Origin of the sequence: Pseudomonas fuscovaginae SE-1 (assembly GCF_000364705.1) — a bacterium.
Taxonomy (GTDB): Bacteria; Pseudomonadota; Gammaproteobacteria; order Pseudomonadales; family Pseudomonadaceae; genus Aquipseudomonas; species Aquipseudomonas fuscovaginae_A.
The window spans coordinates 38,139-60,727 of sequence record NZ_AQOH01000047.1 but is presented as its reverse complement, the minus strand read 5'-3'; the positions used below and the strand labels follow the sequence as shown (position 1 = coordinate 60,727).

The following is a 22,589-nucleotide window of genomic DNA, read 5'->3' as shown; positions in this document are numbered from 1 at the left end:
GGGCCCGGTCATTTGCTTTCTGCCTGTTTCAGCGCCAGCACGTCTTTCGGCGTGACCATGTCGCCCTTGTTGTTGCCCCAGGCGTTGCGCTCGTAGGTGACGACCGCGGCGATATCGACTTCCGAAAGCTGCTTGCCGAAGGCCGCCATCGCGGTACCCGGCTTGCCGTGGAAGACCAGACTCAGGTGGGCCTCCTTGGGCCCGGTGGCGATTTTCGAGCCCTTGAGCGCCGGGAACATCGGCGGCAGGCCCTGGCCCTCGGCCTGGTGACAGGCCACGCAGGTGGTGTGATAGATCTTGTCGCCACGGGCCACCAACTCGTCGAGGGTCCATTCCTTGCTGGTCAGTTCCTTGAGCTTGGCCGCCTCGGCCTTGCGCTCGGCGAGCCAGGCGTCGTAGTCGGCGCGGGATTTCACGTCGACGACGATGGGCATGAAGCCATGGTCCTTGCCGCACAGTTCGGCGCACTGGCCGCGGTAGAGACCGGGCTTGTCGACCTTGGTCCAGGCCTCGTTGACGAAGCCGGGGATGGCATCGCGCTTGACCGCGAAGGCCGGTACCCACCAGGAGTGGATCACGTCGGCGGCGGTCACCAGGAACCGCACCTTGACCCCCGCCGGCAGCACCAGCGGCTGGTCGACCTCGAGCAGGTAGTGCTCGCCCTTGGCTGACTGGTTGTGGATCTGCTCCTGGGGCGTGGCCAGGTTGCTGAAGAACTCGACGTCCTGGCCCAGATACTTGTAGTGCCACTTCCACTGGTAACCTGTGATCTGGATGTCCACATCCGACTCACTGGTATCGTACATTTTGATCAACGTGGCGGTGGCCGGAATCGCCATGGCCACCAGGATCAGCAGAGGCACGATGGTCCAGAGGATCTCCACCGTGGTGCTTTCATGGAAGCGGGCCGCGACCTGGCCGGTGGAGCGGCGGTGAATGATCATCGACCAGAACATCGCCCCGAAGACGATGACGCCGATCACCACGCAGATCCAGAAGATGGTCATGTGCAGGTCGAAGACCGCGTGACTGACCTCGGTCGCCCCCTGCGTCATATTCGTGGTCCAGGCGGCTTGCGCCTGGCTGAATAACGACCACAACAGCAGGCCCATCCAGACCCGTGGATGTCGCATCATTGCGCGTTCCCCTTATCGTTCTTGTTATCCCGTCGGCTTTCACCTGGGGCAAAGGGAAATGGTCGGACTACGCACGCGGACCATTCGGTCTTGCCGAAACACAAAGCCGGACGTCATCAGCTAACTCCATACAAAACCGAGTATAGACAGCGACCGGGACCACGCAATGCAATAGAAAAAATGAACCTGTCAGTTTGCTGAAAGCCACGAACGGCGAGGGCTGCAGCGAAATAACGGCATCCCAATATAACGCAGGCATATAACCATGAAATAATTATTACAAATACGTCTTAACAACTTTTATAACCCAGCTACCTTATGGTCTCCCTTTTTCCCTTTGTATTACCTATTGGAGTCTTCATGAACACCGCCGCATTGCGCGAGCAAATACAACGAGCCCATCAACACGAAGCCGAAACCGGCCAATTGACGCAACAACTGGAAACTCAACTGCCGCACCTGCACCCCGCCATCCAATTACCGGAGATAGATGCCACGGGCGTCATGACCCGTTTTGTAACCGCCTACATCGAGCTGGTCCCCGACCTGCTGGATGCCGCCAACTCGGTCGCCCGCGAAGCGGGTATCGAATCGCAGATCAAACCTGTGCTGAAAATTGCCGAGCAGTTCTTCCTGCAACCACCAAGCATCCTCGAAGGCCATGTCGGCCTCGACAGCCTGCTGGACGAAGCCTACCTGGCGCATCGCCTGGTGGAGGAGGTCAATGACCTGTACATCGTGCATTTCGGCCAGTCGCTGATCCCGTTGAACACCACCGTGGCCAACCTGATCGCCCACCAGCTGATCGGCGAAGCGTTCGCCAACCAACTGGATGAAGCGGTGCATCACGCGGTCGATCAAATGCTCGACGAAGAGAGCTTCGCGCTCGAATCGGTGGAAGCCTATCGCGACCGCCTCAACAGCCCGGACACGGAAGCGGCGTGGAAACGCTGGCCTTGCCTGTCCCGCCAACTGGGCGTGGAGCTGGAACTGGAACAGCCCGCCGCCTGACCCTGCCGCTGCGCACCGTGGGTCTGCACGAAATGCTTTCGAGCGAAGGCCAGGCAAGGCGAAAACCGGCGAGCAAGCGCAGTTGACTGGAGTCAATGAGCATTGCGAGCCGGTTTTCAACGCAGCCTGGGCGAGCGCAGATGTATTTCGTACAGAGCCTAAGTTGTCGACCCGATACCGGTCGTGGTGCGCAGGCGACCCTCCAGGCGCCGTTTCAATCGACGCGATTCGATCACCAGCCGCGAACCCTTGGCAGCGTTGGCGCGCCCCCATTCCTCGAGCAGCTCCAGGCAGGAATGGTCGATGTAGGTCAGGTTGTTCAGTGGCACATGCACCGTGGTTCCCGGCGGCACACTCGCCAGCACCTGGGTCAGCACCGGTACCTTGAGAAAGGTCGCCGCCCCGGTCAGACGCAGTTCCTGCTCACCTTCACCCGGCAGGTCGACCAGGCTGACCTTCAGCCGCGAGGCCTTCCAGGCCAGTTTCGCCAGGGTCAGGCCGAAGCCGATCAGCACGCCGGTCAGCAGGTCGGTGAAGACGATCGCCAGCGCCGTCGCGGCGTAGGTGAACATCGGCATCCGTCCGTAGCGGCCCAGGCTACGGAAGACTTTGAGGTCGACCAGCTTCAGCCCGGTGAACACCAGCACACCGGCCAGACTCGCCACCGGGATACTCTGCAGCACGCTTGCCAGCAACAGCACGAAGGCCAGCAGCCAGAGGCCATGAAACATGGTCGAGAGGCGAGTGCGGGCACCGGCCTGGACGTTGGCCGAACTGCGCACGATCACCCCGGTCATCGGCAACGCGCCGAGCAGGCCGCAGAGCATGTTGCCCACCCCCTGTGCCGAGAGTTCGCGGTCGAAGTCGGAGCGCTGACCGTCGTGCATGCGGTCGACCGCCGCCGCCGAGAGCAGGGTTTCGGCACTGGCGATGAAGGCCACGGCAAAGGCCGCGACCAGGATCGCCGGGTCGGCCAGATTGAGCAGGTCGGCCGGACGCAGCCAATCGATGGCATCGGCCAGGTTCTCCGGCACCTCCACGCGGCGTACCGGCAACGCCAGCAGCAGGCTCACCAGTGTCGCCAGGCCCACCCCCAGCAGGGCACCCGGCACGAAACGCAGGCCCTGCGGCTTGAACTTCTCCCAGACCCACATCACCAGAATCGTCAGAAGGCCCAGCAAGCCAGCCTGCCAGCCGATGCCGGCGCCAACGATCGGCAAGGCCTTGCCCAGGGCCTGGGGAAAGCCCAGCAGGTTATCCAGGCCCGAAGGCAGGGGCGAGGCGTCGAACATCACGTGGATCTGCGACAGCACGATCAGCACGCCGATACCGGCGAGCATTCCGTACACCACCGCCGGAGCGGTGACGCGGAACCAGCAGCCCAGGCGCAGGCGCCCGGCGAGCAGTTGCAGCAGGCCGGCCAGCAGCAGGATCGGCCCGAGCATGGCGAGGCCGTGCTGGCGCACCAGCTCGAACACCAGCACCGCCAGGCCCGCGGCCGGACCGCTGACCTGCAGGGGCGAACCCGCCAGCCAACCGACCACCAGGCCACCGACAATGCCGGTAATAAGGCCCTTGGCCGGCGGCACGCCGGACGCGATGGCGATTCCCATGCACAGCGGCAGGGCGACCAGGAACACCACCACGGAAGCCAGCAGCTCCCGGGGTAAAACAGCTTTCAGTTGCGCAGCACGCATGACGAATCTCCTGAGGATTTCTTCAGGCATGGCAAAGCCAGACCGCTCTGTGGCAGTCATGGCAGAACCTTATCGATTGGAAAAAGCTTTAGGCTGAAGTGACCCTTCCCGGCAATACCGCTCCCTTGCGACGACCTCGACGGCCGTCATAAGGGCGAATACTGCCGAGTCCGGCTCTAGAAGCGTGCCTTCGGCGTCGCGCAGGGGATGGGGTGGGTGCCATCCAGAGGCAGGAAGTCGCCCCGGTCCGCGTCATAGGCTTTGATTTCGCTGGTTTCGATGTTGTAGACCCAGCCATGGATGAACAGATGGCCACTGGCAATGCGCGAAGCCACCGACGGGTGGGTCCGCAGGTGCTGCAGTTGGGCGATCACGTTTTCTTCGGTCACCACATGCATGCTTTCACGCTCGTCGACGCAATTGCAGTTGTCGTGGACCATGGTCCGCGCCACCTCGGCATGGCGCAGCCAGGCCTTGACCGTGGGCATCTTGTCCAGGCTTTCGGGATTGAGCACCGCGCGCATGGCGCCACAGTCCGAATGGCCGCAGATGATGATGTGCTGCACACCAAGAGCCAGCACGGCGTACTCGATGGCGGTGGATACACCACCGTTCATCTGGCCGTAGGGTGGCACCACGTTGCCGACGTTGCGGGTGACGAACAGGTCGCCGGGGCCGGTCTGGGTGATCAGTTCGGGAACGATGCGCGAGTCGGCGCAGGTGATGAACATGGCCCGGGGAGCCTGGGCCGTGGCGAGTTTCTTGAAAAGTTCTTCCTGTTGCGGAAAGACTTCATGGTGAAAACGCAGAAAACCATCGACGATATGTTGCAATGCTGCATCGGCGCTTTCGGTCTCGGGGAGCACTGAAGCCGACGCAGCCAAAGGCTGTTTATCCCTGTCACTCATGATTCATCCTCTTTACTGGCGGATTTAAGGGGATTTTCCTGATTTGGCTTGCTCAGGGCCAGCGTTCTTCGGGTCAGCACGCCCGATTCCTTGAACACTACCTGCAAAAACACAGGCCTGGACACCATAACCGTGGAAACTTAACTCAAACTGAATCAGAGGCTCTAGGACGCGCGTTCCACATCGTTCCGGGGGGACATCGCCGACGCCCGCCGCCACGAAGAGGCATCATATGGCATGCCTCATCCAAAGCTTACGTCAGAGCAGCGACATTTGCGCCCCCGGCGGGCAGAAAAGGCTGCAATCGAGGTTGAAACCTTCCCGGCGGTCCAGGCCCAGGCGCTTGAGGGCCCTGGCGAAACGCTGGGCCAGCAGGTCGGCGAACGGCCCTTCGCCACGCATCCGCGCACCAAAGCGGCTGTCGTAGAGTTCGCCGCCACGGCTCTGGCGAATCAGGCTCAGGACATGCGTCGCCCGTTGCGGGTAATGCGCCGCCAACCACTCCTCGAACAGCGGCGCCACCTCCAGCGGCAGGCGCAGCATCATGTACGCCGCACTCCGGGCCCCTGCGGCATGCGCTTGGGCAAGCAGGCTTTCGAGTTCACTGTCATTGATCATCGGAATCATCGGCGAGCACAACACACCGACCGGAATGCCCGCCTCGCGCATCACCCGGATCGCCCGCAGGCGCGCCTTGGGTGCGGCGGCACGGGGTTCGAGGATACGCTTGAGCTCGTCATCCAGCGTGGTCAGGCTGATCATCACCGCCACCAGCCGCTGCCGGGCCAGTTCCACCAACAGGTCGAGATCGCGCAGGATCAGCGCCCCCTTGGTCACGATCGTCACCGGATGCCGGTAGCGCAACAGCACTTCGAGGGTCTGCCGGGTGAGCCGGTGCTCGCGCTCGATCGGCTGGTAGGGGTCCGTGTTGGAACCCAGGTTGATCGGCGCGCAGCGGTAGCCCGGCTTCGACAGTTGCTGCTCGAGTACCGTCGCCGCGTTGCTCTTGGCGATCAGGCGGGTCTCGAAATCCAGGCCCGGCGACATGTCCCAGTAGGCGTGGCTGGGCCGCGCGTAGCAGTAGATACAACCGTGCTCGCAGCCGCGATAAGGGTTGATGGAGCGGTCGAAGGGCAGGTCGGGCGAGGTATTGCGGGTGATGAGGGTCTTCGCCGTCTCGATGCGCACTTCGGTGCCCTGGGTCGGTGGCACCTCCTGGTACCAGCCGTCATCCTCGACCACCGAGCGGTTCGGCGCGAAGCGGTTGTGCGGGTTGCTCGCGGTACCGCGACCGCGTGGCGGGAGAGGGGTGGACATCGGCGAAAACCCTTTACTGTATTTATATACAGTAATCGAGTCCGACGGATCTGCCTAGGGCCAGCCGACCTGCGGGCGCCACACCTACAAATCCTTGACATGCGCCTCACAGGCTTTTGATCCCCCGCGGGCCAAGCTGCGTGCCAGTCTCCCCTCTCTCACGGGTCACCCTGACATGTCCATCCCTCGCGCACTCTCGATCCTGTGCATCGCCCTGAGCAGCCTGTTCATGGTGGCCCGGGTCCAGGCCGACGCCGCTTTTGTCCGCCCGCCCCAGTGGGCCCAGCCGGTCGGCGACCAATACAACCTGAACCAGATGAGCCCGACGCTCTACCGCAGCGCCCTGCCGGATGCCGATGCCCTGCCGCTGCTGGAACGGCTGAAGATCGGCACGGTGATCAACTTCCTGCCGGAGTCGGATTCAAGCTGGCTGGCCACTCCCAACGTGAAGAAGGTGCAGTTGCCCTACCGTACCAACCACGTCGACGACGCCGACGTGCTGGCGGCCCTGCGGGCGATCAGGGACGCCGAAGGCAATGGCCCGGTGCTGATGCACTGCAAGCACGGCTCCGATCGCACCGGCCTGATGGCCGCCATGTACCGGGTGGTCGTGCAGGGCTGGAACAAGGAGGACGCCCTGGCGGAAATGACCCAGGGTGGGTTTGGCGAAAGCTCCCACCACAAGGACGGCATTCGCTACATGATGAAGGCTGATATCGACAAGTTGCGCACAGCCCTGGCCAATGGCGATTGCAGCACCCGCCCGTTCGCCACCTGCAATGTGCAGAACTGGTTCAAGTCAGCTTCGGCCGACGTCCGCTGAGGTCGGTGCCAGGCCGACACTGCCGAGCGGCTGCCGCAGCGCGGTACCGAACAGTTGCGCGGCCCAGGCCGATACCGAGCCGGGCAGGAGCGGCCGGGTCGTATCGCCCCCGGTACCGGTTGCCTCGTCGTTCGTGCCACCGGCCTGCACCATGGCCAACTGCCCCATCAGCATATTGAACTGCGGGTCTTGCGAGGCGCGCATCGCGGCCTGCGGTGGCCGTCCGAGGAAGGCCTCGATGGACTCCGGCAGGGATCGGGTGGCCGCCGAGGCGAAGAGCTCGACACGCAGGCGACGCCCCTCCACGGCATCGAACAGCCCCTTCTCCACGAAACGGGCAAACACCTCACGGGCCAGTTCCAGCCCCCACAGATAGGTGAAATAGCGGGCTTCGTAGCCCGTGGCCAGGTGCGTGAAGGCGTAGATGAAACGCTCGTGCATGGGCCTGGGCCAATGGGCCAGGTTCTCCTTCGCCAACGCATGGATCTGTTGAGTATCGACGGGCTGGAGCAGATGCAGGAAGAAGTCCATGCCCGAGAACATCAGTTGCGTGCTGTCCTGCAGCCAGGTCTGGCTTTCCAGGAAGATGCGCAAGCGCCGGGCCTGGTCTTCGGACAGGCCGACCCCGGTCCGGTAGTGACGGCTCATGTCGACCAGGAACTCGACATTGCAGCACCAGCGCTCCATCAACCCGGAAAAGAACTCCCGCACATCCAGGCCCGAATGCTCGATGCACGACAGTTGCCAGGTGGGCGAGCTGTCGAGCAATTGATGCAGGCAATGCCCGAGCTCGTGGAACAGGGTGCGCAGTTGCCCGTGTTTCAACAGCAGGGGGTCGCCGGCCCCATTGGCGCTCAGGGCACAGGACAACACCGCCACCGGCAGCGTCACCTTGCGCCCCTCGACCGACAGCAGGCGATGTCCAAGGGAGTACATCGAGCCGGTCTTGAACAATTTCTCGTCGCGGGCGAACAGGTCGAGGAACAGATAGCCGATCGCCTGCCCGGCCTCCCGGACCTCGAAGGAGCGGATGCTGGCGTGCCAGGTATCGAGCTCCGGGCGCTCGACGAACTCGATGCCGAACAGGCGCCGGGGCAGGTCCAGCATTTTTTCCAGCACCCGTTCGAGTTCGAAATGCACGCGAAACTCGTCCTCGTCCAGGGCGCCGCTGTTCCTGCGCGCCTGCTGCCCATAGAACAGATAGTCCCAGGGCTCCAGGGGCTGCACGTCCGGGTCGGGTGCCAATGCGATCAGTTCCCCGCGCTGCCTGAGCCAGTCGGGCGCCTTTGTCGCGATCTGCTGATGGAGGAACCACAGGACATGGGACGTCTCGCGCACCGAAAGACGTTGCAGGGCCAAGTCGGCGGAACTGCCGGCACCGAGCATGCGGGCCTGCTCCAGGCGCAACCGGAGCAGTTGTTCAAGCACGGTGCTGTTATCGAAGCTCTTGCACGCCGGCAGGCCCTGGTCGGACGCCAGGGTGCCACGACGCTGGTAGAGCTGCTGGCGCAGGCTCCGGGACCGGGCATCGGTCATGATCGTCCGGACCCGTTCCAGGTTGCTCATGTCCACTTCCCAACCCAACAGCTCCTTGCCCTGGTAGCGGGCCATGGCGGCCTTGTCATGGACCGACAGTCCGTCCAGCTGCGCCTCATCCGCCACGCCGATCCGCCAACTGGAGCATCTGGCCGCAGCGGCGGCGTTGGCAAGAAAGCGCACGCGAAGCTCCTCGATCGTCTCGCCCAGTTCCCTGAAACGCCGACGCTGGCCGGACGGCAACTCCATGCCCGCCAGACGCAAGCGCTGCAGAATTCTTTCGAGCAGCACCTGACGTGGCCGATCGAACTGCCGGGCCTGCGGACTGGCGGCGAGTTTCCTGTACAGGGCATGCAGGTGGTGGTTGGCCCAGAGCATGCGGTCGAACCGCGCCTCGATGCGGGCGCAGCGTATGAACGCCTTGTTCCAGTCCGCTCCGGTGCGCGCCCTGGTCAGGGCCAGGAGGGTGCCGACGAACCAGGCCATGCGGGCGCCGAGCACGTCGAGCGGCACGACGAAATCGTCCCAGGTGGGCATATCGCGCTGACTGATGAGGATCGCCTCGATCGTGCTGCGGGCCTCGTTGCGCACCTGCAACATCGCCGGCACCAGATGACGGGCCTGTATGGACGAGTAGGGCGGCAGCTCGCCGCAGTGATGCAGCAGCGGGTTGTAGGTCCCCATGGTTCACTCCTTGAAAACATGGCCCCGGGACGGGGCCACTCAAGGAGCGAGCCTATGTGGCACGAGCCTGGCGCTGGACCTACATAGATAGGCCCGGCAGCGCGGATTACTCGCTCGGCTTTTTCAGCTTGGGATTGGGGAAGAACTGCACGGTCTGGACCGTCTTGTCGGCGACCTTCGCCGCCGGCGTGTTGACCCGCGTGCTGAGTTCCTTCGGTACCGACAGGCCCTGTTCGTTGAGCGTGTCGGCATAGCCGCACGCCACGCACTCGCGGTGCGGAACGTCATCCTCGCTCCACATCATCAGCTTGTCCTGCTCGCTGCACGCCGGGCAGACCGCCCCGGCGATGAAGCGTTTCTTGGTCCTGGTCACGACTACCTCACTCATGCCGCCGCGTCCTCGCTCAGGCCGCTGTGGCGCAACAGTGCGTCAATCGAAGGCTCGCGGCCACGGAAGTCGACGAACAGCACCATCGGCGCCTGGGAGCCACCACGGGCCAGGATCGCTTCGCGGAACGCGCGACCGGTCCGGGCATTGAGCACGCCTTCCTCCTCGAACCGCGAGAAGGCATCCGCCGACAGCACCTCGGCCCACTTGTAACTGTAGTAGCCGGCCGCGTAGCCACCGGCGAAGATGTGCGCAAAGCTGTTGGGGAAACGGTTGTAGGCCGGCGGACGCATCACCGACACCTCGTCGCGTACCGCCTCCAGCACCTGCGCGACGCTGCGACCGTCGCCGTGGGTGGCGTGCAGCTCGAAGTCGAACAGCGAGAACTCCAGTTGGCGCACCATCATCAGGCCGGACTGGAAGTTCTTCGCCGCGAGCATTTTTTCCAGCAGGTCCTGGGGCAACGGCTCGCCCGTTTCGTAGTGACCGGAAATCAGTGCCAGGCCTTCCGGCTCCCAGCACCAGTTCTCCATGAATTGGCTCGGCAGTTCCACCGCGTCCCAGGCCACGCCGTTGATGCCGGAAACGCCGGCGTGCTCGACGCGGGTCAGCAGGTGGTGCAGGCCGTGGCCGAACTCGTGGAACAGGGTGGTCACTTCGTCGTGGGTCAGCAGTGCCGGCTTGCCGCTGTCGGCCGGGGCGAAGTTGCACACCAGATTGGCCACCGGGCTCTGCAGTACGCCATCGGCGGTGCGCCGGCGGTCACGGGCGCCATCCATCCAGGCACCGCCACGCTTGTTCGCGCGGGCATACAGGTCGAAGAAGAAACGGCCGACGTGCTGACCGTTCTCCTTGATCTCGAACAGGCGGACATCCGGGTGCCAGGTGTCGAAACCGGTCTGCTCGGTGATCTCGATGCCGTAGAGTTTCTGCACGATGGCGAACAGGCCAGCGAGCACCTTGTCGATCGGGAAGTAGGCGCGCAGGGCTTCCTGGGACACGCTGTAGCGCTGCTCACGGAGCTTCTCGCCGTAGAAGCCGCTGTCCCAGCTCTGCAGTTCGGCGCAGCCCTGCTCGGCGGCATAGGCCTTGAGCTGTTGCAGGTCCTGGACGGCGAACGGCTTGCTGCGCTTGGCCAGGTCGCGCAGGAAGGTCAGCACCTGGTCGCTGGAATCGGCCATCTTGGTCGCCAGGCTCAGCTCGGCGAAGCTGGCAAAGCCCAGCAGTCGGGCCAGTTCCTGGCGCAGGTCGAGGATTTCGGCCATCACCGGGCCGTTGTCGAACTGGCCGGCATTCGGGCCCTGGTCCGAGGCACGGGTGCAGTAGGCGGCGTAGACCTCTTCGCGCAGGGCACGGTCTTCGGCGTAGGTCATCACCGCGTAGTAGCTGGGGAATTCCAGGGTGATCAGCCAGCCGTCGAGGCCCTTGGCCTGGGCCGCGGCAGCCATCTGCGCCTTGGCCGAGGCGCTGAGGCCGGCGAGGCCCGCCTCGTCGGTGATGTGCTTGGTCCAGGCCTGGGTGGCGTCGAGCAACTGGTTGGAGAAACGGCTGCCCAGCTCGGACAGCTTGCTCTGCACCTCGGCATAGCGCTTCTGCTCGGCCTCCGGCAGGTCGATACCGGACAGGCGGAAATCGCGCAACGAGTGTTCGAGGATGGTTTTCTGCGCCACGTCGAAGCCGGCGGCCTCGGGACTGTTGGCCAGGGCTTCGAAGGCCTGGAACAGCTCGCGGTTCTGGCCCAGCTCGGTGGAGTAGGCGCTCAGTGCCGGCAGGCAGGCCTCGTAGGCCTCGCGCAGCTCCTGACTGTTGCACACCGCGTTGAGGTGGCTCACCGGGCTCCAGGCGGCACCCAGGCGGTCATTGAGTTCGTCCATGGCCAGCACCAGGCCGGCCCAGCTCGGATTTTTCCCCTGGCTTTGCAGGATGCCTTCGATGGCCTTGCGGTTGTCGGCGAGGATCTGCTCGATGGCCGGTTGCACGTGCTCGGCACGGATCGCCGAGAACGGCGGCAGGTCGTAGGACTGCAGAAGCGGGTTGTTCGCGCTCACGGTGGACACCTTGGCTGAAAAAACATGTAGGAACAAAGATGGGGTCATCTTAATTACAATCAATGCCGACCGCAGCTATCAGCAACAGAGAGAGTGCCTATCGTGAGTCTTCGCACCTACCAGAACCACACGCCGTCCCTGGGATCCGGGGCTTTTGTCGACCGGTCGGCGGTGGTGATCGGCGATGTCGAGATCGGCGCCGACAGTTCGATCTGGCCATTGACCGTGATCCGTGGCGACATGCACCGCATCCGCATCGGCGCGCGCACCAGCGTGCAGGACGGTTGCGTGTTGCACATCACCCATGCCGGCCCCTTCAACCCCGAGGGTTTCCCGTTGCTGATCGGCGATGACGTGACCATCGCCCACAAGGTCATGCTGCACGGCTGCAGCATCGGCAGCCGGATCCTGATCGGCATGGGCAGCATCGTCATGGATGGCGCGGTGATCGAGGACGAGGTGATCGTCGGCGCCGGCAGCCTGGTCCCGCCGGGCAAGCGGCTGGCCAGCGGCTTCCTCTACGTCGGCAGCCCGGTGAAGCAGGTGCGGCCGCTGACGGACAAGGAAAAGGCCTTCTTCACCTACAGCGCCTCCAACTACGTGAAGCTCAAGGACCAACACATCGCCGAAGGCTACGACCGCGCCGACTGATCATTTTTTGTACGAATTGGGACATTGCATGCACTACCAGACGATTCTGTTCGACCTCGACGGCACCCTGACCGACCCGCGCGAGGGCATCACCCGCTCGATCCAGTTCGCCCTGGCCAAACTGGGCATCGACGAGCCGGACCTGGGCAAGCTGGAACACTTCATCGGCCCGCCGCTGCTGCAGGCGTTCATGCAGTTCTACGGTTTCGACGAGGCCAAGGCCTGGGAAGCGGTGAACTTCTACCGCGAACGCTTCAAGGTCACCGGTCTCTATGAAAACCGCGTGTTCGACGGCGTCGTGCCGCTGCTGGAAACCCTCGGCGGGCAAGGGCGCACGCTGTATATCGCGACCTCCAAGCCCTGGGTATTCGCCCGCGAGATCGCCCGGCATTTCGACTTCGCCCGGCATTTCAAGGTGATCTATGGCAGCGAACTGGACGGTACGCGGACCGACAAGGTCGAGCTGATCGCCCACCTGGTCGCCGAGGAAGGCCTGGAGCCGGGCAATACGCTGATGATCGGCGATCGCAAGCACGACCTGATCGGCGCCCGCCGCAATGGCCTGGCGGCGGCGGCGGTGGGGTATGGGTTCGGCAGCTTCGAGGAGCTGAGTGCCGAGCAACCGGAGTATCACTTCCAGACGCTGGAGGAGCTGCATCGGGCGTTCCTGTAACGCCACGGCACCGTGGCTCTTGCAGATTCCTGTGGCGAGCGGGCTTGCCCGCGTTGGGCTGCGGAGCGGCCCTGAATCCAGGGCATTCGGTGTGTCAGGCAAGTCTTGGTTACCAGGTTTGGGGGCGCCTTGCGCCCCAGCGCGGCGGTGCGGCGTCCCGACAAGCCCGCTCGCCACACATGCCCGCTCATCTCAATCGAGCGTGCTGGCGGCCATCCATCAACTTCTGCAATGCCACCTTGCGCTCGCCCACCGGCAAACCGCCCAGCTTCTCGACTGCCTGGAAAAACGCCGGCCAATCGCCGTTGACCTGTTTGAACAACGCCGCAAACGCCGGCACCCACTGGTCATACAGCCCGAACGGCAGCAGCTTGGCATTGTTCAGCGGCGTATTGATCCAGCCGTCGTAGCGCTTGTCGCCGGCCCATTGTGTTGCCTGCAAGCGCCGGTATTCCTGGCGCAGCCGCTCGAACTCGGCGGCCTTGCGCGCGCGCATCTGCTCGGCCGGCAGCGGCAGCGCATAGAGCGCCTGCAAGCGCTTGCGGGTTTCCAGCACCAGCGCGATGAACTGGTCCTTCTGCTGCGTCTCGTTGCCCCGAGCCGCCGGCAACCCGCGCGCCGCCCGCCATTGCCGGGTACCTTCCTGTTCGACGAAGTTGGCGTAAGACTCATTGAACTCGGTGTCGTCCTTCACATAGAAACGCTGGTGCGCCAGTTCATGGAAAATCAGCGTCGCCAGGCGCTCGTCGCCCCAGTTCATCATCGAACTGAGGATCGGGTCGTCGAACCAGCCCAACGTCGAGTAGGCCTCGACCCCACCGATGTAAACGTCCAGGCCCTGCTGGCGCTGCACGGCGGCCTCGCCGCGAGCCGCACCCTGGCTGTAGTAGCCGCGATAGGCGACACAGCCGGCGATGGGGAAGCAGTGGCTTTGCGGCGTCAGGGAAAACTCCGGCGTGGCAAAGACATTCCACACCACATAGGGTCGCTGGATGTCGGCGTATAGCCGGTAGCTGCGGTTGTCCGGCAGGTGCAGGTGTTCGCTGGCAAAGGCCCGCGCCTGCTGGGCGTGGATCAGGTGTTCGCGCAACGCCTGGGGCCGGCTGGGGTCGGCGATCACCTCGGCCACCGGCTCACGGGCGCGCAACAGGTTCAGTTGCCCGGTGGCCAACTGGCTGTAGTAGTCCAGGCTGCTGCAACCACTGGCGAGCAGCAGCGAGAGGCCGACCAGCCAGAGGCGTAGAATGGAAAAAAGCGGCCTGTGCGGCATGGGGATCATCCAGTCGAGGGGTGCGCCAAGACTATCGCGTGGAACGAACCCTGTTCCATGAAGATTCTCCACGCCAGGCACAGCCCAGGCGACTCGGGTCAGCGATCACGGGTATGCTGGCCCCCCATCACCGAGCGAAAACCGAACATGCGCAAGCTACTTTCCTGCCTCGCCCTCGCCAGCCTCGGCGGCTGCGCCGGCCCCTTGCCCGCGGTCGATCCGAACATGGCCTGGGTCGACCTGGGCACCCGCACCGGCAAGCTGGTCATGGCCGAAAGCGTGGACAGGAAACGCCTGGACGACGGGCGTTTATTCCAGATCACGCCAGGGGCCCACGAATTGACCGTGCGTTTCGACTACGACGTGTATGTCGGCGGCATGGCGATGAACACCGATCCGATGCAGCGGATCTGCTACCTCAGCGTGAGCTACCCGAATTTCGAGGCGGGACGCCGTTACCATCTGGAGGGCGTAGCCCTCGGCTTCCAGGCCAGTGCCCGGCTGTATGACGACAAGGGTGTGCAGATCGCCTCGGATGAACGGGTGATCTGCATCCCCTAGGCAAGGCGAGAAAGGCTTTCGAGCGTCGCCCGCCGTTCACGGCGGCACGACTGGCTGCAGGACCTCATCAGGCGGCCTCAGGTGTCGTTCTTCTGGTAGATGATCGCCTTGGTGCCGTTTTCGCAGGTGCCGACCACCATGGCCACATCATGCTTCTCGGCTTCTTCCCTGGAAACGATCTCCAGGGTATAGGAGGGCACGGCATTCGCCTGGATCTTCACCTCGATTTCACTCTTCAATTCCTGGCAGTCCTTCGGGGCTGCCAAAGCCTGCGCCGTCAGCGCACAACAGAAAACTCCAAGGGCAATGCGTTTCATGATCAGACTCCTTCTGGCGGCAACGCGTCGCAAGGGCGTACGCAATCAGTTGCTGCCCACTGATTCGACCACAAACGGGAGAACCAAGTTCTGACTCGCCTCACAACCTGAAACAGAGGCCGTCCACATTGTGGGAGCCGGCTTGCTGGCGACAGCGCTGTGTCAGCCAGGCACTGTGTCGACTGCCTCACCGCTATCGCCAGCAAGCCGGCGCCTACAGGACTCGGTGCATCCGGACCGGCACCGCGGGGCTACGGATCAGCCCAGCAGCGTCGCCTCCAGGCTGATCTTCGCGTTCAGCACCTTGGACACCGGGCACCCTTCCTTGGCCTTTTTGCTCAACTCATCGAACTGCTGCTGGCTGGCGCCCGGAATCCTGGCCTTGAGGATCAGGTGCACCGCGGTGATGGCAAAGCCACCGTCCACCTGGTCCAGCGTCACTTCGGCGTTGGTGTCGATACTGTCGGCCTTGAGTCCGGCCTCGCCGAGAATCATCGAAAAGGCCATGGAGAAACAGCCGGCATGGGCCGCACCGATCAGTTCCTCGGGATTGGTACCGCGGCCGCCTTCGAAACGCGCCGTAAAGCCGTAGGGCGCCTCGCGCAGCACGCCGGTTTCGGTGGAAATGGAACCAATGCCGGTTTTCAGGTCGCCTTCCCAGTGAGCCGATGCTTTCTTCTTGATACTCATGACAGCCTCCTAAAGGGCCGACGCGGGTTCGCGCCAGACGAAATTTTGAGAATAGTCGGCGTCTCAAAGTTCATCTTGTAGGAGTTGTCTTTGATTTCTGTGAGCCAAGAATTCAGACTGCTCTTGAAACTCGGGTATATGCCCATATTGCCCCAGAACATCGACAGGTTCCTTGCCGCGCCTCGCAAGCCTGTCCCTCAAACAGGAGCAACAGGCTTATGAAGCGCTTGTCCGACGTCAAGTTTTCCACCCTCGACCTGGTGCCCGTACGCCAGGACGGCGGCCCCGCACAGTCGCTGCGCAACTCGCTGGACCTGGCCCGGCACGTGGAGAAATGCGGCTTCACCCGCTTCTGGGTGGCCGAACACCACAACATGGACGGCATCGCCAGTTCGGCCACCTCGGTGCTGCTGGCCTATCTGGCCGGCGGCACCTCGAGCATCCGCGTCGGCTCCGGCGGGGTGATGCTGCCCAACCACGCGCCGCTGGTGATCGCCGAGCAGTTCGGCACCCTGGAGAGCCTCTATCCCGGCCGGATCGACCTCGGCCTGGGCCGCGCGCCCGGTTCCGACCAGATGACCGCCCACGCCCTGCGCCGCGAGCGTTCGGGCAGTTCCGACGACTTCCCGGACGACGTCGCCGAGCTGATGAAGTACCTCGGCCCGCGCACCCCCGACCAGCGTGTGATCGCCGTTCCCGGTACCGGCACCCAGGTCCCGGTCTGGCTGCTCGGTTCGAGCCTGTTCAGTGCGCAACTGGCCGGCGAGCGCGGCCTGCCGTACGCCTTCGCCTCGCATTTCGCCCCGCGCTACATGCATGAGGCGATCCGCGTCTATCGCAACCACTTCAAGCCCTCGGACGTCCTCGACAAGCCCTACGTGATGCTCGGCGTACCGCTGGTGGCAGCCGACACCGACGAACAGGCCGACTACCTGGCGACCTCGGTCTACCAGCGCATCCTCGCGCTGATGCGTGGTCAGAGCCTGGTGCAACGACCTCCGGTGCAGAGCATGGACGGCCTGTGGTTGCCCCATGAGAAAGAAGCCGTGGCCAGTTTCCTCGGCCTGGCGATGGTCGGCAGCCCGCAGAAGATCCGTGCCCGCCTGGAAGTACTGGTCGAACAGACCCAGGCCGACGAGCTGATCTTCACCTGCGATCTGTACGAGCACGCCGACCGCCTGCACTCCTACGAGCTGCTGTCGCAAGTGATGAAGGGCGAAGCCTGATCGGCGCCCATGAAAAAGCCGGCGCCTTGCGCCGGCCCTGATCCTGCACGCGCTTACTTGCGCTTGTAGGTAATGACCTTGGTACCGGCTTCGCAGGTCGCCACCACCTTGCCATCGGCGCCTTTCTCGCCGGTGGCGCGGTCAAGGATCTGCAGCGAATAGCCGTGCACGCCCTTGGCCTCCAGCTTGTCCTTGATCTCCCTTTCCATCTCGTCGCATGGCTTGCCTGCCGCAAGGGCCGTTCCCGCGATACTCAACAAACCCAGCGCCAAAATCAGCTTCTTCATCGGTCACATTCCCTGGTCATATCAAAAAAAGTGCGTCGGCTTCTGGGCGACGCACATGAGGCTCGATTGGAGACTCCTGTATAGCAAGCTATATGGCCGTCGGCCAGTGCACTAGTTCACAAGTGCCATTATTCATTCAACTGTTGGCGATCTTGAACCCGACCTTGAGGGTCACCTGGAAATGTGCCGCCTTGTTGTCGCGGATATGGCCGCGGGTATCCACCACCTCGAACCACTCCAGGTGCTTGAGACTCTTGCCGGCCTCGGCCAGGGCGTTGTTGATCGCTTCCTCGATGCTGTTGGGCGACGAACCGACCAGTTCGATTTTCTTGTAGGTGTGATGGTCACTCATGCTGCTCTCCTTGGGCTGCGGGCTTTCAGGGACAGCCTAGCAGTGATTTCCCAGGGAACCCGAACGGGGTACGGCACAGCGGATTGCAGATTTTCTGCACTTTCGCCAACCGGTGCAGTCGGACTTCACAGACGCCATCCATCACTGAGAGGAGAGCCGATATGGCCAGTTCATCGTTGCGAAAAGCTGCACTGCAAAGCATGGAAGCGGAGATCGAGAGCCTGCTCAAGTCCCTGGAAAGCCTGAAGGACGACGCTTCGGACGAATCGCGCAAGACCCTCAAGGCCCTCAGGAGCAACGCCGAAAGCGCCCTGCGCCATTCGCGCCATCTGCTCAGCGACGCCTACGAGGAGGTCAAGGTCAAGACCCGCGAAACCGGGATCGCCACCCGCGATTACGCCCAGGAGCATCCATGGACCACCGCCGGCGTGGCCGTCGGTGCGCTGGGGCTGCTGGCGGCCTACCTGCTATGCAAACGCGGCGACTGAGCCGATGACGCAAAAGTCCTAACCACACAAAACCCTGTAGCCGGCTTGCTGGCGATGGCGGCGGGTCAGTCGACATCTCTCTGGCTGATCCACTGCCATCGCCAGCAAGCCGGCTCCTACAGGTAATCGTGCACGGCGCGCAGACCGTGCGGGTCATGAACCCGCTGCCAATTCGGCCCTGAGCCACTGCGCCAATTGCAGGGCGCGCCCGTCCACGGCGCGCCCCGGCAGCCACAAGGCGAGTCGCCCGGGGGTTTCATTGAAGCCCCACGGTGCGACCAGCCGACCCGCCCGCAGGTCATCCGCTACCAGCGCCTGTGGCGCGATCGCCACGCCAAGCCCGGCCACTGCCGCTTCCAGCAGGTAGTACAGGTGCTCGAAACCCTGCCCGTACTTCAATTCGGCCACGTCGATACCCTTGCCTTGCGCCCAACTTGGCCACGCCTGCGGCCGTGAAGTGGTATGCAGCAGCGGCTCGCCCACCAACGCGCGGGCCGGCGCCGTGCGCAACGCCTCATAACGGGAAAAGTGCGGGCTCATCACCGGGCCGATCCGCTCGCGGGCCAGCTCGTGCACCTGCATGTCCGCCGGCCATGGCGGCTCGGCGAACAGCAGCAGGGCATCCAGACCCGGCTTGCGCGGATCCAGGTCACCTTCACCGGCCGACAGGTGCAGGCGCAGGTCCGGCAGGTCGGCGTTCAGCCGCCCGAGCCGCGGGATGAACCAGCGCGCCAGCAGGCTGCCGGAACAACCGAGGACGAAAGGCGCATCGCTCGAATCGCGGGTCAGCTCGGCACAGACGGTGCGCAGCCGCTCGAAGGCCTCGGCGCTGGCATCGCGCAGACGGATACCGGCATCTGTGAGTTTCAGGCCACGCCCATCCTTGACGAACAGGCTCAGCCCCAAATGTTCCTCAAGCACCTTCAACTGCCGGCTGACCGCGCCATGGGTCACGTGCAACTGTTCGGCAGCCTGACTAACGCTGTTCAGGCGGGCGGTGGCCTCGAAGGCGCGCAAGGCATTGAGCGGGGGCAGGTCGCGGCTCATGATATCTGTGAGTTTTCCTGACAGGTTATGGCGATCTTATCGGTTTTCATCCGCGCCTGTCGTGGTTAGAGTGAACCCATTGCCCATTACCTCACCACCTGGAGCCTCCCATGACCCAGTCCACCCTGCGCAGCGGCCCCGATGCCAATGGCCTGTTCGGCGCATTCGGCGGCCGCTATGTGGCTGAAACCCTGATGCCACTGATCCTCGACCTGAACCGAGAGTACGAGGCCGCCAAGGCCGACCCGGCGTTCATCGAGGAACTGGCCTACTTCCAGCGCGACTACGTCGGCCGTCCGAGCCCACTGTATTTCGCCGAACGCCTGACCGAACACTGCGGCGGCGCGAAGATCTACCTCAAGCGCGAAGAGCTGAACCACACCGGCGCGCACAAGATCAACAACTGCATCGGCCAGATCCTGTTGGCGCGACGCATGGGCAAGAAGCGCATCATCGCCGAGACCGGCGCCGGCATGCACGGTGTGGCCACCGCCACCGTGGCCGCGCGTTTCGGCCTGCAGTGCGTGATCTACATGGGCACCACCGACATCGAGCGCCAGCAGGCCAACGTGTTCCGCATGAAACTGCTGGGCGCCGAGGTGATCCCGGTGGTCGCCGGCACCGGCACGCTGAAGGACGCGATGAACGAAGCGCTGCGTGACTGGGTGACCAACGTCGACAGCACCTTCTACCTGATCGGCACCGTCGCCGGCCCACACCCGTACCCGGCCATGGTCCGCGACTTCCAGGCGGTGATCGGCAAGGAGACCCGCGAGCAGCTGCAAGCGAAGGAAGGGCGCCTGCCCGACAGCCTGGTGGCCTGCATCGGCGGCGGTTCCAACGCCATGGGCCTGTTCCACCCGTTCCTCGATGACACCAGCGTCGAGATCATTGGCGTCGAGGCCGCCGGCCACGGCATCGAGACCGGCAAGCACGCCGCCAGCCTCAACGGCGGGGTACCGGGCGTGCTGCACGGCAACCGGACCTTCCTGCTGCAGGACGACGACGGCCAGATCATCGACGCCCACTCGATCTCCGCCGGCCTGGACTACCCCGGCATCGGCCCGGAACACGCCTGGTTGCACGACATCGGCCGCGTCCAGTACACCTCGATCACCGATGACGAAGCCCTGGCCGCGTTCCACCAGTGCTGCCGCCTCGAAGGCATCATCCCGGCCCTGGAAAGCTCCCACGCCCTGGCCGAAGTCTTCAAGCGCGCGCCGAACCTGCCCAAGGATCACCTGATGGTGGTCAACCTGTCCGGTCGCGGTGACAAGGACATGCAAACCGTCATGCACCACATGCAACAGTCCCAGCAGGAGAAACACTGATGAGCCGCCTGCAAGCCCGCTTTGCCGAGCTGAAACAACAGAACCGCGCCGCCCTGGTGACCTTCGTCACCGCCGGCGACCCGGGCTACGACACCTCCCTGGCGATCCTCAAGGGGCTGCCCAAGGCCGGTGCCGACGTGATCGAGCTGGGCATGCCCTTCACCGATCCGATGGCCGACGGCCCGGCGATCCAGCTGGCGAACATCCGCGCCCTGGCCGCCAAACAGAACCTGGCGAAAACCCTGCGGATGGTTCGCGAGTTCCGCGCCGACAACAATGACACCCCGCTGGTGCTGATGGGTTACTTCAACCCGATCCACTACTACGGCGTGGCACGCTTCATCGACGAGGCCAAGGCCGCCGGTGTCGATGGCCTGATCGTGGTCGACCTGCCGCCGGAGCATAACGGCGAACTGTGCGACCCGGCCCAGGCCGCCGGCCTGGACTTTATCCGCCTGACCACTCCGACCACCGACGACAGCCGCCTTCCGACCGTGCTGAACGGCAGCTCCGGCTTCGTCTACTACGTCTCGGTCGCGGGCGTGACCGGTGCCGGTTCGGCCACCCTGGAACACGTCGAGGAGGCGGTCACCCGCCTGCGCCGCCACACCGACCTGCCGATCAGCATCGGCTTCGGTATCCGCACACCGGAGCAGGCCGCGTCCATCGCCCGCCTGGCGGACGGCGTGGTGGTCGGCTCGGCGCTGATCGACCAGATCGCCAAGGCCGAAACCGGCGAGCAGGCCGTCGATGGCGTGCTGAGCCTGTGTGCAGCGCTGGCTGAAGGAGTGCGTAGCGCACGCAACTGATTCACCGAAAAATCGCTGCATCCAAGGGCTTCAGTGCTACGGCGCTGAGGCCCTTTTTCATGGGCGCAATAACCCCTTGCCTACTTGAAACGCGGAAGTCATCGCTGATTCGCCGCGGACGAGCGATTGCTGAAAGTACCGCGCAGCACAAGCATCCGACTATTCCAGACTTTCAACTCAGATCGGCTCGCGATATGAAATATCAAATGAAAACAGGAAGTTATACATGAGTGGAAGTGGAAGGATCGACAGCTCGAGCGCTGCTTTTATCAACGCAAAAATAGACCGCTGCAACAAGCTCATCGAGTCCTGTAAAGAAAGTAACAAATCGCTGGAAAACACGATCAGCCATGTGAGAAATACAACCAACGAAAATGGCTATCTAAGGCTGGATGCCAAATTAATGCCCTATCTTAAAAAGGAGCTGACGATAGGCACGTTGATGATAAGACTGCACCTCAAGGAACCCCAAATACCAGAAAAGACAAGCGAACTTTATACAAACCTGAAGTTCGGGAAATTTACAAGTAAAAAAGATGTCATTTCTAACCTTGAAGACATGAAGCAACAAAACGATAACGAGATAAAACTAAATAAGGAAATCATAAGGCGGGAAAAGGAAAAATTGCCAGCGACACAGGAAGAGCAAAAAGAACTGCATGAAGATCAAATAATAGCAAATGATATTCGAGAACCCGATCACGCACAGACGCAAGAGCGACTTCAAACCATAAGACCTCCATCACTCGAAACAATAGATGAACAAGATGATTCAATCCCGGACGGTAATACCTCACCAAAACCGGCGCCAAGAACGAAACGAGAAGACGGTAGCCCAATTCCGACCCGGCGAACCGATCATGAGCATTTAGATGCTTTACGCACAAAGATCGGGACAAGCTCTAAATCAGAGATATTTGAAAACATACTGAAAATGCAGTGCGAAAAGTTGGACGCGGAAAAATTTGAGAACAATCTATATCGTCTAAAAAAACAATTCGATAGTGCTCAGTACGAGCCAAACGAGCGCTACCTGAGATTTTCCAATGAAAAAGGCCTCTATCTCAGCACTGATTCCGGTAGCGGCGATGCGTTCAAAAAGCATGACGGAGGCGCCTCGAAGCTCAAGGAAAGGATTCCAGGGCTCGATCTTGGAGTTGGGCAAGCGACGAATAAAAAAGAGGTCAGCGCCAGAATTGATCAATTTTTGAGCAAGCAAAGAGCGCACATCGACTCTTTGGGTGAGTCAATCGAAAGGCATAGAACCGAACTGGCTTTCCTGAAATCCCGGAAAACCCCAGACGCATGACTTACTGAACTCCGAAAAATCAGAAGGAGT

Annotated in this window: 23 protein-coding genes; 10 read left to right on the top strand and 13 right to left on the bottom strand. The window is 62.8% G+C overall.

Features of this window, described 5'->3' with window-relative positions:
* Positions 1–8: 8 nt before the first annotated feature.
* A complete protein-coding gene (gene coxB / locus K675_RS0105725) occupies positions 9–1,136 on the bottom strand; it encodes a cytochrome c oxidase subunit II (protein WP_026144962.1) in 1,128 nt (375 codons plus the stop codon).
* A gap of 360 nt (positions 1,137–1,496) precedes the next feature.
* Here coxB and K675_RS0105720 point away from each other — a divergent pair, with 360 nt between their 5' ends.
* Positions 1,497–2,147 (top strand): hypothetical protein, encoded by a 651-nt coding sequence (locus K675_RS0105720; RefSeq protein WP_017902554.1) that lies wholly within the window; start codon positions 1,497–1,499, stop codon positions 2,145–2,147.
* 158 nt (positions 2,148–2,305) lie between these two features.
* Here the strand turns inward: K675_RS0105720 and K675_RS0105715 are convergent, their stop codons facing one another.
* The 3 genes from K675_RS0105715 to K675_RS0105705 all read right to left on the bottom strand — a co-directional run bounded on the left by K675_RS0105715 (position 2,306) and on the right by K675_RS0105705 (position 6,069).
* A complete protein-coding gene (locus K675_RS0105715; protein ID WP_017902553.1) occupies positions 2,306–3,844 on the bottom strand; it encodes a SulP family inorganic anion transporter in 1,539 nt (512 codons plus the stop codon).
* Between the two features lie 176 nt (positions 3,845–4,020).
* Positions 4,021–4,752 (bottom strand): carbonic anhydrase, encoded by a 732-nt coding sequence (locus K675_RS0105710; protein WP_026144961.1) that lies wholly within the window; start codon positions 4,750–4,752, stop codon positions 4,021–4,023.
* Positions 4,753–5,010: 258 nt separating this feature from the next.
* Positions 5,011–6,069, bottom strand: a complete 1,059-nt coding sequence (locus tag K675_RS0105705; protein ID WP_017902551.1) for a PA0069 family radical SAM protein — start codon at positions 6,067–6,069, stop codon at positions 5,011–5,013.
* A gap of 175 nt (positions 6,070–6,244) precedes the next feature.
* Here K675_RS0105705 and K675_RS0105700 point away from each other — a divergent pair, with 175 nt between their 5' ends.
* The gene (locus K675_RS0105700) at positions 6,245–6,892 is read left to right on the top strand and encodes a tyrosine-protein phosphatase (RefSeq protein ID WP_017902550.1); all 648 of its coding nucleotides are present in this window, start codon (positions 6,245–6,247) and stop codon (positions 6,890–6,892) included.
* On the opposite strand, the gene K675_RS0105695 is transcribed toward K675_RS0105700, so the two are convergent.
* From K675_RS0105695 to prlC, 3 genes are all read right to left on the bottom strand, one after another.
* Positions 6,869–9,112 (bottom strand): M3 family metallopeptidase, encoded by a 2,244-nt coding sequence (locus K675_RS0105695; RefSeq protein ID WP_017902549.1) that lies wholly within the window; start codon positions 9,110–9,112, stop codon positions 6,869–6,871. The two genes, K675_RS0105700 and K675_RS0105695, sit on opposite strands and share 24 nt — an antisense overlap.
* 106 nt (positions 9,113–9,218) lie before the next feature.
* A complete protein-coding gene (locus K675_RS0105690; protein ID WP_017902548.1) occupies positions 9,219–9,500 on the bottom strand; it encodes a YheV family putative zinc ribbon protein in 282 nt (93 codons plus the stop codon).
* Positions 9,497–11,596 (bottom strand): oligopeptidase A, encoded by a 2,100-nt coding sequence (prlC, locus tag K675_RS0105685; RefSeq protein ID WP_198291616.1) that lies wholly within the window; start codon positions 11,594–11,596, stop codon positions 9,497–9,499. Before prlC ends, K675_RS0105690 begins: the two co-directional genes overlap by 4 nt.
* 54 nt (positions 11,597–11,650) lie before the next feature.
* Between prlC and K675_RS0105680 the strand changes: the two genes are divergently transcribed.
* A complete protein-coding gene (locus tag K675_RS0105680) occupies positions 11,651–12,199 on the top strand; it encodes a gamma carbonic anhydrase family protein (RefSeq protein WP_017902546.1) in 549 nt (182 codons plus the stop codon).
* A 28-nt stretch (positions 12,200–12,227) separates the two neighbouring features.
* Positions 12,228–12,872, top strand: a complete 645-nt coding sequence (locus tag K675_RS0105675; RefSeq protein ID WP_017902545.1) for an HAD family hydrolase — start codon at positions 12,228–12,230, stop codon at positions 12,870–12,872.
* A 187-nt stretch (positions 12,873–13,059) separates the two neighbouring features.
* Here the strand turns inward: K675_RS0105675 and K675_RS0105670 are convergent, their stop codons facing one another.
* Positions 13,060–14,142, bottom strand: a complete 1,083-nt coding sequence (locus K675_RS0105670) for an aminopeptidase (protein WP_017902544.1) — start codon at positions 14,140–14,142, stop codon at positions 13,060–13,062.
* 147 nt (positions 14,143–14,289) lie between these two features.
* On the opposite strand from K675_RS0105670, the gene K675_RS0105665 reads away from it, so the two are divergent.
* The gene (locus K675_RS0105665; RefSeq protein WP_017902543.1) at positions 14,290–14,703 is read left to right on the top strand and encodes a hypothetical protein; all 414 of its coding nucleotides are present in this window, start codon (positions 14,290–14,292) and stop codon (positions 14,701–14,703) included.
* 77 nt (positions 14,704–14,780) lie between these two features.
* Here K675_RS0105665 and K675_RS0105660 read toward each other — a convergent pair whose 3' ends face one another.
* Together K675_RS0105660 and K675_RS0105655 are read right to left on the bottom strand one after the other, a co-directional pair.
* Complete coding sequence (locus K675_RS0105660; RefSeq protein ID WP_017902542.1) at positions 14,781–15,020, bottom strand: DUF1161 domain-containing protein; 240 nt, start codon at positions 15,018–15,020, stop codon at positions 14,781–14,783.
* A 258-nt stretch (positions 15,021–15,278) separates the two neighbouring features.
* Positions 15,279–15,710 carry an OsmC family protein gene (locus K675_RS0105655; RefSeq protein WP_017902541.1) on the bottom strand — a complete coding sequence of 144 codons (432 nt, stop codon included), beginning with the start codon at positions 15,708–15,710 and terminating at the stop codon, positions 15,279–15,281.
* Between the two features lie 218 nt (positions 15,711–15,928).
* On the opposite strand from K675_RS0105655, the gene K675_RS0105645 reads away from it, so the two are divergent.
* Complete coding sequence (locus tag K675_RS0105645; RefSeq protein ID WP_017902539.1) at positions 15,929–16,936, top strand: LLM class flavin-dependent oxidoreductase; 1,008 nt, start codon at positions 15,929–15,931, stop codon at positions 16,934–16,936.
* A gap of 53 nt (positions 16,937–16,989) precedes the next feature.
* Here K675_RS0105645 and K675_RS0105640 read toward each other — a convergent pair whose 3' ends face one another.
* The gene (locus K675_RS0105640) at positions 16,990–17,223 is read right to left on the bottom strand and encodes a DUF1161 domain-containing protein (RefSeq protein ID WP_017902538.1); all 234 of its coding nucleotides are present in this window, start codon (positions 17,221–17,223) and stop codon (positions 16,990–16,992) included.
* A 136-nt stretch (positions 17,224–17,359) separates the two neighbouring features.
* Positions 17,360–17,575 (bottom strand): dodecin, encoded by a 216-nt coding sequence (locus K675_RS0105635; RefSeq protein ID WP_017902537.1) that lies wholly within the window; start codon positions 17,573–17,575, stop codon positions 17,360–17,362.
* 161 nt (positions 17,576–17,736) lie between these two features.
* Here K675_RS0105635 and K675_RS0105630 point away from each other — a divergent pair, with 161 nt between their 5' ends.
* Positions 17,737–18,063, top strand: coding sequence for a DUF883 family protein (locus K675_RS0105630; protein WP_017902536.1), 327 nt, complete (start codon positions 17,737–17,739; stop codon positions 18,061–18,063).
* Positions 18,064–18,216: 153 nt separating this feature from the next.
* Here K675_RS0105630 and K675_RS0105625 read toward each other — a convergent pair whose 3' ends face one another.
* The gene (locus K675_RS0105625) at positions 18,217–19,110 is read right to left on the bottom strand and encodes a LysR family transcriptional regulator (protein ID WP_017902535.1); all 894 of its coding nucleotides are present in this window, start codon (positions 19,108–19,110) and stop codon (positions 18,217–18,219) included.
* 110 nt (positions 19,111–19,220) lie between these two features.
* On the opposite strand from K675_RS0105625, the gene trpB reads away from it, so the two are divergent.
* From trpB to K675_RS32890, 3 genes are all read left to right on the top strand, one after another.
* Entirely contained in the window at positions 19,221–20,441 is a 1,221-nt protein-coding gene (gene trpB, locus K675_RS0105620; protein WP_017902534.1) for a tryptophan synthase subunit beta, read from the top strand.
* Positions 20,441–21,250 carry a tryptophan synthase subunit alpha gene (gene trpA, locus K675_RS0105615; RefSeq protein WP_017902533.1) on the top strand — a complete coding sequence of 270 codons (810 nt, stop codon included), beginning with the start codon at positions 20,441–20,443 and terminating at the stop codon, positions 21,248–21,250. The genes trpB and trpA overlap by 1 nt, the downstream gene beginning before the upstream one ends.
* Positions 21,251–21,476: 226 nt before the next feature.
* Positions 21,477–22,559, top strand: a complete 1,083-nt coding sequence (locus K675_RS32890) for a hypothetical protein (protein ID WP_157383910.1) — start codon at positions 21,477–21,479, stop codon at positions 22,557–22,559.
* Positions 22,560–22,589 lie beyond the last annotated feature (30 nt).

Coding starts and splice junctions, on each gene's coding strand:
- K675_RS0105640 (WP_017902538.1), bottom strand. CDS start 17,223: ATGAAGAAGCTGATTTTGGCGCTGGGTTTGTTGAGTATCGCGGGAACG.
- K675_RS0105690 (WP_017902548.1), bottom strand. CDS start 9,500: ATGAGTGAGGTAGTCGTGACCAGGACCAAGAAACGCTTCATCGCCGGG.
- K675_RS0105665 (WP_017902543.1), top strand. CDS start 14,290: ATGCGCAAGCTACTTTCCTGCCTCGCCCTCGCCAGCCTCGGCGGCTGC.
- K675_RS0105660 (WP_017902542.1), bottom strand. CDS start 15,020: ATGAAACGCATTGCCCTTGGAGTTTTCTGTTGTGCGCTGACGGCGCAG.
- K675_RS0105625 (WP_017902535.1), bottom strand. CDS start 19,110: ATGAGCCGCGACCTGCCCCCGCTCAATGCCTTGCGCGCCTTCGAGGCC.
- K675_RS0105705 (WP_017902551.1), bottom strand. CDS start 6,069: ATGTCCACCCCTCTCCCGCCACGCGGTCGCGGTACCGCGAGCAACCCG.
- prlC (WP_198291616.1), bottom strand. CDS start 11,596: ATGACCCCATCTTTGTTCCTACATGTTTTTTCAGCCAAGGTGTCCACC.
- K675_RS0105710 (WP_026144961.1), bottom strand. CDS start 4,752: ATGAGTGACAGGGATAAACAGCCTTTGGCTGCGTCGGCTTCAGTGCTC.
- K675_RS0105655 (WP_017902541.1), bottom strand. CDS start 15,710: ATGAGTATCAAGAAGAAAGCATCGGCTCACTGGGAAGGCGACCTGAAA.
- K675_RS0105715 (WP_017902553.1), bottom strand. CDS start 3,844: ATGCGTGCTGCGCAACTGAAAGCTGTTTTACCCCGGGAGCTGCTGGCT.
- K675_RS0105695 (WP_017902549.1), bottom strand. CDS start 9,112: ATGGGGACCTACAACCCGCTGCTGCATCACTGCGGCGAGCTGCCGCCC.
- trpA (WP_017902533.1), top strand. CDS start 20,441: ATGAGCCGCCTGCAAGCCCGCTTTGCCGAGCTGAAACAACAGAACCGC.
- coxB (WP_026144962.1), bottom strand. CDS start 1,136: ATGATGCGACATCCACGGGTCTGGATGGGCCTGCTGTTGTGGTCGTTA.
- K675_RS32890 (WP_157383910.1), top strand. CDS start 21,477: ATGAGTGGAAGTGGAAGGATCGACAGCTCGAGCGCTGCTTTTATCAAC.
- trpB (WP_017902534.1), top strand. CDS start 19,221: ATGACCCAGTCCACCCTGCGCAGCGGCCCCGATGCCAATGGCCTGTTC.
- K675_RS0105675 (WP_017902545.1), top strand. CDS start 12,228: ATGCACTACCAGACGATTCTGTTCGACCTCGACGGCACCCTGACCGAC.
- K675_RS0105645 (WP_017902539.1), top strand. CDS start 15,929: ATGAAGCGCTTGTCCGACGTCAAGTTTTCCACCCTCGACCTGGTGCCC.
- K675_RS0105700 (WP_017902550.1), top strand. CDS start 6,245: ATGTCCATCCCTCGCGCACTCTCGATCCTGTGCATCGCCCTGAGCAGC.
- K675_RS0105630 (WP_017902536.1), top strand. CDS start 17,737: ATGGCCAGTTCATCGTTGCGAAAAGCTGCACTGCAAAGCATGGAAGCG.
- K675_RS0105635 (WP_017902537.1), bottom strand. CDS start 17,575: ATGAGTGACCATCACACCTACAAGAAAATCGAACTGGTCGGTTCGTCG.
- K675_RS0105720 (WP_017902554.1), top strand. CDS start 1,497: ATGAACACCGCCGCATTGCGCGAGCAAATACAACGAGCCCATCAACAC.
- K675_RS0105670 (WP_017902544.1), bottom strand. CDS start 14,142: ATGCCGCACAGGCCGCTTTTTTCCATTCTACGCCTCTGGCTGGTCGGC.